The organism is Advenella kashmirensis W13003 (assembly GCF_000506985.1).
Classification (GTDB): domain Bacteria; phylum Pseudomonadota; class Gammaproteobacteria; order Burkholderiales; family Burkholderiaceae_B; genus Advenella; species Advenella kashmirensis_A.
On record NZ_KI650979.1, the window covers coordinates 967,755 to 980,997 of the forward strand.

The window sequence follows — 13,243 nt, forward strand, 5'->3', positions numbered from 1 at the left end:
CTCAGCAGCCTTTGAATTTGGGTTCGCGTTTTTCCAGAAACGCCATGCGCGCTTCACGTGCATCTTCGGTCTTGGCCAGCAGCATGGTGAATTCCTGCTCAAAGCGATAGGCATCGCGCTGCGGCATGACATCTACCATATTGGCCGCGCGCTTGGCGTAAATCGTTGCCAGCGGCGCCTTGGCAGCGATCACGCGGGCCAGTTCCATGGTCACGGGCAGCAGTTCTTCCGGCTTGAGCACGTCTTCAATGACATTACGGCGCAGCAGATCATGGGCGGTCAGGCGCTCCCCGGTATAGAACATGCGGCGCAGCGTCGAGCGGCCAAAAAGCGTGCGCAGCATTGACGCGCCGCCCGCCAGGCCGACGTTGATTTCGGGCATGCCGAAAGTGGCATTCTCTGAGGCATACAAAATATCGCAGGCGGCGGCCAGGCCGAGTCCCGCACCGAGCGCCGCCCCGTTGACGGCGGCGATGACAGGCTTGGCGCATTCGCGAATGGCGTTGCCGGTTTCGCGCGTAATACGATTGTGTTCAAGAAAATCACCGGGGATATCCTGATTGGGCCGGTCTTTCAGATCGGCGCCGGCGCAGAAGATCGAACCGCTGGCCGTGAGAACGGCGCAGCGCACGTCGTCGCGTGCCGAGATTTCATCGAACGCCGCTACCAACTGGCGACGCATGTCGCGACTCAGGGCATTGACGGGCTTGCGATCCATCGTCACCAGCGCGACGTAGTCCGATACTTCAATATGAACACATTTTTCAGTCATGATATTTGCTTTGTTGAATTCTGTTTGGGGTTGTCTTTGTTCGAGCACCGCAGGTTGCCCCGCGGCAGATCCTCCACAGCCTGGCCACAGGCTGCCTGCAAGTCTAGCCGGGCAGCGGCTCCAGGCGGTGCATACCGGCGTTGAAATTGATCATGGGACTGGCCTGACGGCTGACCGAGCGGCGGATTTTGCCAACGATCATGCGATGCGTGCCCAGCGCCTGTGTATTGACGATATCACATTCCACGGTAGCCAGCGCGTCGCTCAACACGGGCTGGTCATGCAGGCCATTGCGCCAGTTGCCTTTGGAAAAGCGCGCCGGCCCCTGTTTTTCGCACAGAAAAGTGGACAATACATCTTTATGTTCTTCACCCAGCACATTGGCAACGAAACGATTGTTTGCCAGCAGCGACGGCACAATGGATGAGCGTTCATCAATAAAGAAGCCAACCAGCGGTGGCTCGGCAGAGATGGAGGTCAGGCTGGAGACAATCAGTCCGGCAACGCCGTCACCACTGCCGGTCGTCACGGCGCTGATGCCCGCCGGCAGTGCGCGCATGGCGGCCTTGAATTCGACTTCAGTGACGACCTCATCGATTTCATTGCGTTCAATGTGAACACGTACGTCACCCTGGTCATCGACCCAGCCCGCCTTGGCGGCATAGGCGATCATGCCGGCAAAGCCGCTTTCCCACTCGACATCGCCCGCGCGACCGCAAAGGTAGCGCAATACAGCCGGCGACAGCCGGATATGGTCCTCGTCTTCCCGCCGACCGATTTTCTGTATCGCCCGCTCCAGCTTTTCGGGCGGAAGCGGATCGACCAGAATATCGAGTTTGCGAAATTCTGCAGAATCAAGAACAGTGACCGCACCGGTGTTTGTCAGATGAATGCGCACGATTGTCTCCTTGGGTATGCCTCAGGCAGCTGCCTTCAGACCCAGTTCCTTATTGACGGCCGGAATGATTTTCTCACCCCAGAGTTCGATTTGTTTGAGCATGGTTTTCTGGTCAAAGTCACCCAGCTGGGTTTGCAGGGCAATATGCTTGGGCTTGAGAATGCTGATTTCTTCCAGCAATTTGTCGATGACCTGGTTGACCGAGCCGACCGGCAGGTTCTTGCGCAGTTCGTCGAAACTCATGTCGGTTGGCGAAGGCACTTCCTGGATCATATAACCGTCTTCGGACTGGGCGCGGCGGAATTTCAGGCTTTCGGAAATCCGGCGCTGGAAGCGGGCACAATCCAGATAGGCGTCGATTTCTGACTTATTGTCGGAGGCATAACCGCAACGAAGGAAGCCGAATTTGACATCGCGATCCAGATCCTTGCCGTTGTCATCGGCGACTTTTTCGAGTCGTTCACGCAGTTCTTTGATGCCGTCATTGCCCTTGAGCAACGCGGTCACGAACAGATTATGATTTTCGCTCACACCACGGCCGAGGGCGACAGGGTTGCCCGAGGTAATCCACAGCGGCGGCATCGGATTTTGCTGACAGCGAACCGCAATCGAGCTGGGGGGCAGTTTCAGAAACTCACCCTCATATTCAAAGGTCTTTTGTGTCAGACCCATGGGAATCATGTCGAGAAATTCGTTATAGATTTTTGAAGCATCTTCCAGCTTGACACCGAACCGTTCAAACTCAAAAGCCTGGTAACCCGAACCGATACCCAGATCCAGACGACCGTCGGAGACGGTGTCCACAAATCCGACTTCAGCCAGGAAGCGCGCCGGGTGATACAAAGGCAGAATACACACCGCAGTGCCAAGGCGAATGCGCTTGGTCATGCCGGCACAGTGCGCCACCATCATCAGGGGTGAAGGCGACAGGGAATAATTGTTGAAGTGATGCTCTGCATACCAGGCGTTGTTGAATCCGGCCTGTTCTGCAGCGATTGTTTGTTCGACCGAATTGTTGATGACTTGCTTTGACGACTGATGGTAGCCGCGCTGTTGTGCAAGAATAAATACACCGAATTCCATGAGAACTCCTCTCCAGTATGTATTGATTTGACTTGCATCAATCTTAAATTATAATCAGCCGATGATGGAATAGCCAAAATTCGGCAGTCTGTCCTGCGTATATTGAGGTAATCATGGATCGTCTTAGAGCAATGGAGCTTTTCCTGTCGGTATCCCGTACCGGCAGTTTTACGGAAACCGCAAGGCAGTTCGGTGTATCGCCGACGTCCGTCTCGCGCATGATTACCGACCTGGAGCAGGAACTTACTGTACGGCTGCTGCTGCGTTCGACCCGGCAGGTCATGCTGACCGAAGCAGGCCAGGAATACGCACACCAGCTCGATGGCATTTTGTGGAGCATCCACCACGCCCATGACAATATTACGGCGATCAGCTCTTCTCCCCAGGGACTGTTGCGCGTGCACTCCCGGGTCATGTTCGGCGTAGGCGTGCTGACCCCGCTTATTGCGCGTTTCAGGGCGCTTTATCCCGATATTCATGTTGAATTGCTGCTGGCCGAAGCCCAGGCCGATCTGCGCCTGCAGCAGATCGATGTGGATTTTCGCATTGCGCCCCCCGTGGAGGCGGGGCTCAAACGCCGCATTCTTTTCAAAAGCGAACGCTATCTTGTCGCCTCGCCTGACTATATCGCCACCATGCCGGAGCTGACCAGTCCGCCGCAACTGACGAATCACGCCTGCCTGTGCTATCTGAAACCGGGGGAACGCTATGTGTGCCGCTTTATGTCGGAAAAAGGCGTTGAAGAGGTCCCGCTTAATCCTCGCCATGTGACCAATAGCGGCATTGTGCAACTGGAGCTGGCGCGGCTGGGCGAAGGCATTGCCCTGCTGGATGATTATACGGTCGCCAACGATATCGCCCAGGGCCGCCTGGTGCGGCTCTTGCCGGATTTCCGGGTGACCAATTCGTCTTTTGAAGATGGCATTTACGCGACGATTCTGGATACGCCTATGATTCCCGCCAAAATCCGCGTGTTTCTGGACTTTGTGGCCGCAGAGGTGTCGGGTAGCGACCGGCGCTTTCTGGCGTATCGGCAATTGGGCGCTTGAACAATCAACCTGGCTGGCGGTCAGTATGGCCGACAATCCGGCTGGCTGACGATCAAGCGCGCAGGTCCGGGCAGGTGATCAGACCGGCAGGCCGATACGGCTGCGCGCGGGCGGCATGCCCTGCGCTCCACAGCCACGAATGCGCAAGATTGCGCCGTCCAGCGGGCCATCGGCGCGCAGGCGACCGCTGTCGCTGATGGACGTCACATAGAGTTCATCCAGATGCTCGCCCCCAAAGCAAAGCGACGCCGGATGCGTCAGGGGCACGGCAATTTTGTGGGTCAGCGCGCCGTCCGGACCGAAGCGTGCAATGGCGCCGACACGTACCAGAGCAGTCCACAGGCCTCCCTGAGAATCAAAACAGCACCCGTCAGGGCCGGAGTCATATGCGTCTGTATTGATAAAGAGGCGACGATCGGCAAGCGTACCGTCGGCTACCATGGTATAGGAGCTGATGCTGCGGGTGCTGCTGTCGCTCACATACAGGCGCCCGTCCAGCGGATTAACGCAGGGTCCGTTGGTAATGCCGATGCCCGTGTCCAGCTTCATGAGGCCGCCATCCGGCCGGATGCGATACAACCCGCCCAGCGGCGGTTCATTGTTGTCCCGGTAAACATGCATGGTACCGACAATAAAACTGCCATCCGGCATGGGCTCGCCATCGTTCAGGCGCAAATGGGAGTGACTGTCATCAATTCGCGCGATCAAGTGCTGTGCGCCTGTCGCCGGATCCACCAGGACAATGTCTTCCTTGAGCGCGACCAGCAGGCGACCGTCTGCATTCAGGCAGAATGATCCAGCCGGTGCGGGCACCGTCACGCTTGCTGCAATCTGTCCCGTTGCCGGATCAAGTCGCTGGATCAGACCAGCCCGGGCGTCTATAAACCACAGTTGCCGGTGTTCCGTATCCCAGATTGGGCATTCACCCAGTGCGGCCCGGATGGTGCCGACTGGTTCGATTTCAATTTGCATAGGTCAGATGGCTGTCGAATGGCTGTCGCGAACCGCGCAGGGGCATGGCGTTGCTTTGGCATTGCCCCCTGCGGTTCGCTTGCCGGGCTGCCGCATCGTTAGTTGATGACGATATTATTGTCCCGGATGACTTTACCCCAGTACTGGCGATCGGCCTGCAATTGAGCATCCAGTACCTGCGGGCCACCGGCCTTTTCCGTCTGACCATTATCCCTAAGCAGCTTGCGGAACTTCTCGGTTTTGACCGTGTGGACGGCAGCGGCGGAGATTTTTGCAATGACCTCGGGCGGTGTACCTTTAGGAGCATGCAGGGAAGTCCAATAGGATGATTTAAGCTGTGGGTACCCCAGTTCAGTCACCGTGGGGATATCAGGAAATGAGGGGTCCCGTTTATCGGTCGTGAGCGCCAGTATTTTCAGATCGCCCGCTTTCTGATGCTCGATCAGGGCGATGGGCGTAGCGTAGGACAGATCACCGCGGCCAGCCATCAGATCGATCAGGGAGGCCGTATTGTTCTTATAGGCGACGGCCGTCAGCGGCACGCCGAACGCAGTGGACACTACACGACCGAACAGATCCGTCACACTGCCAGGCCCCATGGTGCCATAAAGCAGGGGCTTATCGGATTTTTTTGCATAGGCGACCAGTTCTCCCAGGGAATTGACCCCCATTGAACTGGGAACCGTGAGAGTTAACGGACCGTCAAACAGCATGGCAACCGACTCGAAACTGTCGAACTGATATTGCAAATTGGGCCGCAGCATAATATTGAGCGAGATCGGTCCCGTTCCACCCAGAAGCAGTGTTGTGCCGTCGGGCCGGGCACGCGCCACATACGAGGCGCCGATAATGCCATTGGCCCCGCCTTTGTTCTCGACGATCACGTGGCGGCCCAGCTCCTTGGCCATGCCCTCGGCCAGCAGGCGCGCGAAGTTGTCATTCGTACCTCCCCCGGCGTAGGGGACGACGATGGTAATAGGTTTGTCGTCTGCCTGGGCGCAGGCCGGCATCGACGTGGCAAGGACGCTGCTGAATGCAGCAGCAATAAAAAGGCGTCGCTTGATGTTGCTCATCTATGTTCCTCCAGAACTATTCTGTGCCCTGCAATGACAAACGTCATCACGCCGGCATTGGTGCGCATGATGACGTTTGAGCTATCTTCAATACAGATCACCGTGCCCGGACACCGCAATGCGTTCCTGACTTTGCCTGCAGGGCTATATAGAGGAGACAATCATATATTTGATTCGTGCTAATTATTACCCCAGCAGATTGCAGTACTGTTTTACCTGAATGCTCCGTAAAGCCTCTGCCAACCGAAACGAGGGCGAAAAGCGAAAATGCGACGAAATAGCCGGATGCCGCGCCAATAAATAGGAACAAGCCGGTGCGCAGCTGTTGCGAACCCGCCAAATACTGGATATTTCAACTGAATACTCTTATATAAGATATATAATCAAATGACGTTTGAAATTAATGGGGGGAGAAAAACCATGTCAACGTATAAACACACGACACGCAAGCCATGGTGGCCACGTGTATTTGGAGTGGTGCTGGCACTGATGGGCCTGGCGCTATTGATCGGCGGTATTCGCCTGGTGTCGCTGGACGGCTCCTGGTATTACCTGATAGCAGGCGCCGCGACACTGATCGCCGGCCTGCTGTTACTGGCAGCAAAGGCCTCGGGCGCGCTGCTGTATTTTCTTGTGGTCATCGGGACCGTCATCTGGGCATTTGCCGAAGTCGGCAGCGATTTCTGGGGACTGGTTCCCCGGCTGGCGCCAGTCCTTGTGCTTGGACTGATTGCCGCGCTGGCCCTGCGCAGCCTGCGCCCGACCACGCGCGCGCTCGCCATTCCGGCGGCCGTCGTGCAGTTACTGGTGCTGATTGCGGGCGGCGTGATGATCTTTTCTCCGCAAGGGACTATCGAAAACGCAGCGAACAACGGTACAAAAATTGTCAATAACATCCCGCTGGTGAGCGATGCCAACAGCAAGGACAATCGCTGGACCCAGTACGGCCGCACCGGCCACAGCGATCGTTTTGGACCGTTTGACCAGATCAAACCGGACAACGTCAACCAGCTGGAAGTGGCCTGGACCTATCATACGGGCGCGCAAACCGGCAAGGCCGACGAAGATCAGGCCACGCCGATCCAGGTGGGCGACTCGCTTTATTTGTGCACACCACAAAACAAAGTTATTGCCCTGAATGCGGAGACAGGTGAAGAGCGCTGGACGTTCGATCCCAAGCCCAAGCTCAGCCCTAGCTGGAACCGCTGCCGCGGTGTGGGCTATTATGAAGTGGCTGAAGAGGACAAATCGGGCAATGGCATGTGTGATGCCCGCATCATTACCACCGACAAGCAGGCTCGCCTGTGGGCGCTGGATGCCAAAACCGGTGAACTGTGCCCCGGCTTCGGCGATAGCGGCAAAGGCTATACCGATTTGAGCAATGGCATGGGTGAGTACCCAGATTTTTACTATATGCCAACGTCACAACCGCTGGTTGCAGGTGATCGCGTCATTATCGGCGGCTGGGTCTGGGACGGCAAGCAAACCCATGAGCCATCGGGTGTCGTACGTGCTTTCAATGCAAAAGACGGTTCACTGGACTGGGCATGGGATCTGGGTAACCCCGAGATTACCAAACTGCCGCCCGAAGGACAGACCTATACGCAGGGTACGCCCAACTTCTGGACACATGGCGCCTATGACGAAAAACTGGGCCTGATCTTCCTGCCTTTGGGTAATGCCACGCCCGACTTCTGGGCCGAGCACCGCAGCGAAGACATGAACAAGAACGCGTCTTCCGTGGTTGCACTGAATGTGGAAACCGGCCGTCGCGTCTGGCAATTCCAGTCCACCCACCTGGACACATGGGATTATGACAACGCCTCACCCCCGACGCTGGTCGAGGTGCCCGACGGCCAGGGCGGCAACACACCTGCCCTGGTACTGGCGACCAAAACGCACCAGCTGTTCCTGCTGGATCGCACCAACGGCAAGCCGCTGGCTGAAGTAGAAGAGCGCCCTGCGCCGCAGCAAACCATGCAAGGCGATGCGCCCGCCTCACCGACCCAACCGTGGTCTGCCGGCATGCCGCAACTTGGCGCGATGGCCATGAGCGAAAAGGACATGTGGGGCGCCACCATGTTCGATCAGTTGTTTTGCCGTATCAAGTTCAAGCAGTTGAACTACGAAGGCCCGTACACCAAGATTACCGACAAGCCAACGCTCGTATGGCCAGGTTATTACGGTGGCTTTAACTGGGGCGGTCAGGCTTATGATCCGCGCACCAATATGTTGATTGTGAACGACATCAACATGCCGCAGATCGTGTTCCTGGAACCGCAGGAAACGGCCGATGCTAAAACCAAGGAGCTGAACGCCAACGATATTACCAAGGCCAACTGGTCCAACTCGCATGTGCAGGACGGCACGCCTTACCAGGCTGTGCGCGGTTCTTTCAATTCTTTCCTGGGCCTGCCTTGCAACCAGCCTTCGTGGGGTAACCTGACCGGCGTGGATCTGAACACCAAGACCATCGCCTGGCAAGTGCCGTTGGGTACGGTTGAAGACAGCCGCCTGATGGGCGTGCGTACCAGCCTGCCTGTACCGTTGGGTATGCCGACGCTGTCTGGCCCGCTGGTGACGGCGGGTGGCCTGACCTTCTATGCCGGTACGCAGGATTATTATCTGCGTGGCTTTGACAACCGTAACGGCAAGGAAGTCTGGAAATCACGTCTGCCCGTCGGTGCACAGGCAACGCCGATGACTTATCTGTCGCCGGAATCCGGTCGCCAGTTCGTGGTTGTCGTTGCAGGCGGTGCCCGCATGACGCCTGAGAAAGGTGATTATGTGATTGGGTATGCGTTACCGAAGAAGTAATAATAAATAATTAATGTTTGATCAGGGAGCGGCCGCGATGGCCGCTCTTTGTCAGTTTTTTTTCCTCCCGACCGGAAACGAATACAGTTTTTTCGGCGCGCACCTGACGCATATGATGCACGCCCCAGATTAATAGAACATTAAGCCGACGTATATAAACGTCATTCACCAATGATCACAATACAATTCACATTTTTTTTCTGAACATTCAGCACACCCCCCAGAATGGCGTCCTCCTTGACTTCCAGACGAATTCACTCGATCCAATTATTTCATTTGTGATTCAAACAAGAACGTCATCCAAAGGCTAGGGGTTTTCCCCATTTCGCTGGTCGCGGAAAAATCGCATTCTAATATTGCCGCAGTTGAATTAATACCAGATTTTTTTATATTGGATGACGAATATGCTTGGAAAAATACCACTCTTAATTATCGGAATGTCTTGTGCTTTAGCTTCTGGAGTTGCACTTGCCAAAGACAAGGTTGTGTACCATATAGACGATGCCGAGCACCAGGCGCTCAAGGCCTTGCGCAATATTCGCAATCAACTCGACTACAACCCCGACACGGATATGAAAGTTGTCATGCACTCGGAAGGCGTAGACATGATGATGACAGATTACAAAGATGCGGCCACCACAGCCCCGCTCATTGCCGCGCTGTCAGCGAGAAACGTCACATTTGAAGTATGCGAAATCACCATGAAACGCAGAAAACTGGACAAAGATAAATTCATGCTGGAAGCAGACTTTACCCCATCCGGCGTTGTGCGTCTCACGCAATTGCAAAACCAGGGCTACGCTTACATCAAGCCCTGATTGTTTTCAATCCCTTTGATTTGCGGAGTATTCAACTGAATATCTCCGATCACTTTTTTGTCCTTTAAATAGCGGCTGACCAGCTCCCAGATAGGTTCGCCCTGCTCACTGGACTCCTGTACGGATGCCCAGCCGGCGACCTTATAGAGTTTGCCGGCTTCCAGAGGCTTGTCGTTTAAAGTCATATTACTAATGCGATTACCCATGGACTGGTTTGGATCAATCGTATAGCTCAAACCGCCAACACGAACCATATCACCGCCTTGCTGATAATAAGGATCGGTATTAAACAGATTGTCAGCGACATCCTCCAGAACCGTTTTGATCGTATCGCCGCTCATTTCATTAAGTGTCGTACCTGGATACGTTATTGCGGTTTGATTCATCACATCTTCCATCGTAATTGCCTGGCCCGGCAACAATGTAGTTCCCCAGCGAAAGCCGGGTGAAAAAGCAATCTGCGCACCCTTTTCCTGCAACAACGCATCAACAATGAGTTGATCAAAAGACCCGTTAAAGTTACCTCTTCGATAAAGCAGTTCGTTTGTGACCGCGAGTTTTTCATTCAGCTTATCCAAATAGGGTTCACGGACGGAGTGAATCAATTTTTCCATCTGAGGATCCGGATCCAGGAAATTGGAAAATACCGGCAGCAATTTATACCGAAAATCCTTTACCCCCCCCTTATCCACATTCAGATCCAGAACACCCAGATACTTGCCATTACTCCCGGCATTGGTCACCAGTGTTTTGCCTTTTGCATTGGAAACAATGACGGGTTCCGGAACGCCGTCGTGCGTATGACCTCCCAATATGGCATCAATCCCAGTGACCTTGCTTGCCAGTTTGAGATCCACATCCATACCATTATGAGACAGGACAATAACCACCGCCACGCCTTTACCACGAACCTCGTCAACAGTTTCCTGCAGCTTCTGATCCTGGATGCCGAAAGTCCAGTCGCTGACCATATAGCGAGGATTGGCAATGGGCGTGTACGGGAAAGCCTGACCGATAACAGCAACCTGCACACCATTGATTTCCCGAATAGTGTACGGCTCAAATACAGGATCGCCAAAATCCGAGGTTTCCACATTCTGTGCCAGGAAATTGATTTTTCCCTTGAGGCCGTCCACCGCTTCCTGAACTCGATCCATCCCATAAGTAAACTCCCAGTGGGCCGTCATCATGTCCACGCCCAGCAACAGGGACGCGTCGATCATATCCTGCCCCTTGGTCCATAAAGACGTTGCGGATCCCTGCCAGGTGTCTCCCCCGTCGAGCACCAAGGCATGTGGACGATCGGCCTTAAGTCGCTTGATCAATGTAGCCAGATGCGAAAACCCGCCTACCTTCCCAAAGCGCTGCGCGCTCTCTGCATAGTCCAGCGCGGTAAAGGCGTAAGCCTGCATGGAGTTGGATTTCATTTTATATTCTTTGAGGAATGCATCTCCAACCAGATGTGGCGCTTTGTTCAGAGACGCGCCCAGACCGATATTTACCGATGGCTCGCGATAATAAATGGGCTGCAATTGAGCATGAGAATCGGTGAAATGCAAGAAACTTACATTGCCGAATTTCGGTAAATCATAAAATTTCTGCATGGTATTTTCAGCGGCCAGTAAGTCTTTGGAAAAGCCATAGCCCCCCGCAGAAGCGATCGCCAAAATCTGGAGAAACTCTCTTCTGTTCAGCATATTTATCTCCTTTTGTCAGTATTCATTTAGCGTACTTACGCATATCCAGGACATCTTCTTCAAACATTTCCCCGGGCACCGCTTCCTGGATAATGCTGTTTTTATCAATGACATATACCAATGGAATCACTTTTATTTCACCGAAAACCGCCTTGAGCGCCGGCGTGAATTTCGCGACCTTGAACGTATACTTATGTTTATTCACGTAATCGGAGGCCGCTTTCGGCTCCTTGTCGATAGATACCGTAATGACCTGCATATCTGAATCTTTGACCTGCTCATGCAGCTTCTGGATATACGGATTCTGTCTGGCGCAGTAAGGGCACCAGGATGCCCAGAAGGACAGCAAGACAGGTTTATTCTTCAATGACTCACGGGTAATCACACTGCCATCGAGCAGCGTAAATGCCGGCAAAGTAACGGCAGTGCCTTTTTTTAATGACGTCACACCTGCATGAGCTTGCAGTGATATCCCCAGGCATATTGCCAGTACGTAGAAAAGCCTAAGCAATGGCGCTTTGGGTTTGATTATGAATATGCTTGCTGTGATTGCGTACATCGCCGTTTTCCTGACATCAGGCTTATTCATTATTCACCGGTGAAGCAGGATCAAAGAGCAATGCCATGACATCTTTGATTTGCTGCTCTGTCAAAATACCTGCGGAGCCAAAACGCGGCATATTGGAACAGGCAGTGTAGGCATGCGAGTTATAGATTTTGTTCCAGGTATATTCAAGCATCTGCGCAGCATTTCCCCGACTCTTGCCATAATTGAGCAGCGACGGCCCAATATTGCCGAAAGCAATTTCCGATTTGGTCATCTGATGGCAGGCATAGCAGTTGCCACCGGAAGCCACACCAGGTTTATCGCTAAACTGAAGCCCGACACCGGATTGCGCAATTTTTTCGCCCACTTTCCAGTCGCCAAGAAACTGTTTATCGGCCGGTGGCTTGACCGATGCCATGGCTTGCTTCAACAATCTTTCCGTGACCTCTTTGGGTATGGGTTGCCCGGTAGCTGCCATCTGCGAACAGGCTTTTTGCTCTGGCGACTGCTCCAGACGATCGAGCGTGACGTCTCCAACAGGCGAAAAGGAGTTTTTCAAAACCGTCATGACGTCCTCGTCGCTTACGCCTGTCAAAGGCTCTGCAAATGAGTTGACGCCAGCCAAAGACATAGAGGCAATCATCACCAAGTAATATAATTTTTTCATTGTTTTTCCTAACGTTTGATTCCAGGAGCCGCCATTTTTCCTTCTTTTGCCTTCACAGCCAGGAAAGTCAACAGATCAATAGAGGCCTGAGATGCAAATTTGAGTTTTGGCAACCTTTGCTGCCTGAAGCAATCCTGCAAGCGCCATTGCATGGTTCTGACTACACCCTGGGACACCCGGTAGCCTGGCCAGGTTGTATAAGCCTGTTGCGCATCTTTCGCATTTAACAGGTCGGGCAGATTCTGCAAGCGAATTCTCTTGTCGCTTGCGCCATGGCAGGTGGCACAGGAAAAATCATAAGGGCCGCTGCGATGAAAAAATATTTTCTGGCCTCGCTCATACGCGGCTTTTTCAGCCGGATGCTTTTGGGGCGCGGCCATTGCAATGCCGGAAGACTCGTTGGCAACGTAGGCAACAATCGCCTCCCAATCGGTAGAGATGTCTCCGGATTTGGAAAAGACCGTTGGCGTAATGTCCTTTGGATCGATGCCCTGCAAAGTTTCCATGCAATACATAATCCGCGTCTCTGCATCCATGACTTTGCCGGCATCCTTGAAAAAACGCGGCAACTGGGCATAAGCGCCCCGGACCACACCCGGGCCCAATCCCAAATCACAGGCTTCCAGTGACACGTCCTTGGGCCCCTTTTTTTCCAGCCAAAGTTCTTTGCCGGTATCTACAAGTAAATCACCGGGGTTTCCACCATCCGATAACATCTGCCGATAATCATCAATGCCCTCCTGCGTTTTATCTGCAGACTGGGCGCTCGCCGATCCGGCTCCTATGGCCGAGGCGATCAGTAATATGGCAGCCGCGTCGGGTAATTTTTTTTTTAATTCTCTTAACATTG

The 13,243-nt window shown here is 53.9% G+C and carries 12 protein-coding genes; 3 read left to right on the forward strand and 9 right to left on the reverse strand.

Features of this window, described 5'->3' with window-relative positions:
* Position 1: 1 nt before the first annotated feature.
* The 3 genes from W822_RS28555 to W822_RS28565 form a co-directional block, all read right to left on the reverse strand.
* Positions 2–772: an enoyl-CoA hydratase/isomerase family protein gene (locus W822_RS28555; protein WP_024003972.1), complete on the reverse strand. Its 771-nt coding sequence runs from the start codon at positions 770–772 to the stop codon at positions 2–4.
* Positions 773–875: 103 nt separating this feature from the next.
* Positions 876–1,670, reverse strand: coding sequence for a flavin reductase family protein (locus W822_RS28560; RefSeq protein ID WP_024003973.1), 795 nt, complete (start codon positions 1,668–1,670; stop codon positions 876–878).
* A gap of 21 nt (positions 1,671–1,691) precedes the next feature.
* Positions 1,692–2,753: an LLM class flavin-dependent oxidoreductase gene (locus W822_RS28565; RefSeq protein WP_024003974.1), complete on the reverse strand. Its 1,062-nt coding sequence runs from the start codon at positions 2,751–2,753 to the stop codon at positions 1,692–1,694.
* Positions 2,754–2,866: 113 nt separating this feature from the next.
* Here W822_RS28565 and W822_RS28570 point away from each other — a divergent pair, with 113 nt between their 5' ends.
* The gene (locus W822_RS28570) at positions 2,867–3,802 is read left to right on the forward strand and encodes a LysR family transcriptional regulator (protein WP_024003975.1); all 936 of its coding nucleotides are present in this window, start codon (positions 2,867–2,869) and stop codon (positions 3,800–3,802) included.
* Positions 3,803–3,880: 78 nt separating this feature from the next.
* Here W822_RS28570 and W822_RS28575 read toward each other — a convergent pair whose 3' ends face one another.
* Together W822_RS28575 and W822_RS28580 are read right to left on the reverse strand one after the other, a co-directional pair.
* A complete protein-coding gene (locus W822_RS28575; RefSeq protein ID WP_024003976.1) occupies positions 3,881–4,774 on the reverse strand; it encodes an SMP-30/gluconolactonase/LRE family protein in 894 nt (297 codons plus the stop codon).
* Between the two features lie 98 nt (positions 4,775–4,872).
* Positions 4,873–5,847 (reverse strand): Bug family tripartite tricarboxylate transporter substrate binding protein, encoded by a 975-nt coding sequence (locus W822_RS28580; RefSeq protein ID WP_024003977.1) that lies wholly within the window; start codon positions 5,845–5,847, stop codon positions 4,873–4,875.
* A gap of 420 nt (positions 5,848–6,267) precedes the next feature.
* On the opposite strand from W822_RS28580, the gene W822_RS28585 reads away from it, so the two are divergent.
* Both W822_RS28585 and W822_RS28590 read left to right on the forward strand, forming a co-directional pair.
* Positions 6,268–8,664: a membrane-bound PQQ-dependent dehydrogenase, glucose/quinate/shikimate family gene (locus W822_RS28585; protein ID WP_024003978.1), complete on the forward strand. Its 2,397-nt coding sequence runs from the start codon at positions 6,268–6,270 to the stop codon at positions 8,662–8,664.
* 485 nt (positions 8,665–9,149) lie between these two features.
* On the forward strand, positions 9,150–9,482 hold the full coding sequence (locus tag W822_RS28590) for a DsrE family protein (protein WP_367379353.1): 333 nt from the start codon (positions 9,150–9,152) through the stop codon (positions 9,480–9,482).
* On the opposite strand, the gene soxB is transcribed toward W822_RS28590, so the two are convergent.
* The 4 genes from soxB to soxA are packed head-to-tail and all read right to left on the reverse strand — an operon-like array spanning position 9,467 to position 13,241.
* Positions 9,467–11,176 carry a thiosulfohydrolase SoxB gene (gene soxB / locus W822_RS28595; protein ID WP_024003981.1) on the reverse strand — a complete coding sequence of 570 codons (1,710 nt, stop codon included), beginning with the start codon at positions 11,174–11,176 and terminating at the stop codon, positions 9,467–9,469. The two genes, W822_RS28590 and soxB, sit on opposite strands and share 16 nt — an antisense overlap.
* Positions 11,177–11,201: 25 nt before the next feature.
* Positions 11,202–11,738: a TlpA family protein disulfide reductase gene (locus W822_RS28600; protein WP_253272230.1), complete on the reverse strand. Its 537-nt coding sequence runs from the start codon at positions 11,736–11,738 to the stop codon at positions 11,202–11,204.
* Positions 11,739–11,760: 22 nt separating this feature from the next.
* The gene (soxX, locus tag W822_RS28605) at positions 11,761–12,393 is read right to left on the reverse strand and encodes a sulfur oxidation c-type cytochrome SoxX (protein WP_024003983.1); all 633 of its coding nucleotides are present in this window, start codon (positions 12,391–12,393) and stop codon (positions 11,761–11,763) included.
* Between the two features lie 8 nt (positions 12,394–12,401).
* Positions 12,402–13,241, reverse strand: coding sequence for a sulfur oxidation c-type cytochrome SoxA (gene soxA, locus W822_RS28610; RefSeq protein ID WP_024003984.1), 840 nt, complete (start codon positions 13,239–13,241; stop codon positions 12,402–12,404).
* Positions 13,242–13,243: the final 2 nt, after the last annotated feature.

Coding starts and splice junctions, on each gene's coding strand:
- W822_RS28555 (WP_024003972.1), bottom strand. CDS start 772: ATGACTGAAAAATGTGTTCATATTGAAGTATCGGACTACGTCGCGCTG.
- W822_RS28600 (WP_253272230.1), bottom strand. CDS start 11,738: ATGTACGCAATCACAGCAAGCATATTCATAATCAAACCCAAAGCGCCA.
- W822_RS28570 (WP_024003975.1), top strand. CDS start 2,867: ATGGATCGTCTTAGAGCAATGGAGCTTTTCCTGTCGGTATCCCGTACC.
- soxX (WP_024003983.1), bottom strand. CDS start 12,393: ATGAAAAAATTATATTACTTGGTGATGATTGCCTCTATGTCTTTGGCT.
- soxA (WP_024003984.1), bottom strand. CDS start 13,241: ATGTTAAGAGAATTAAAAAAAAAATTACCCGACGCGGCTGCCATATTA.
- W822_RS28580 (WP_024003977.1), bottom strand. CDS start 5,847: ATGAGCAACATCAAGCGACGCCTTTTTATTGCTGCTGCATTCAGCAGC.
- W822_RS28585 (WP_024003978.1), top strand. CDS start 6,268: ATGTCAACGTATAAACACACGACACGCAAGCCATGGTGGCCACGTGTA.
- W822_RS28565 (WP_024003974.1), bottom strand. CDS start 2,753: ATGGAATTCGGTGTATTTATTCTTGCACAACAGCGCGGCTACCATCAG.
- W822_RS28575 (WP_024003976.1), bottom strand. CDS start 4,774: ATGCAAATTGAAATCGAACCAGTCGGCACCATCCGGGCCGCACTGGGT.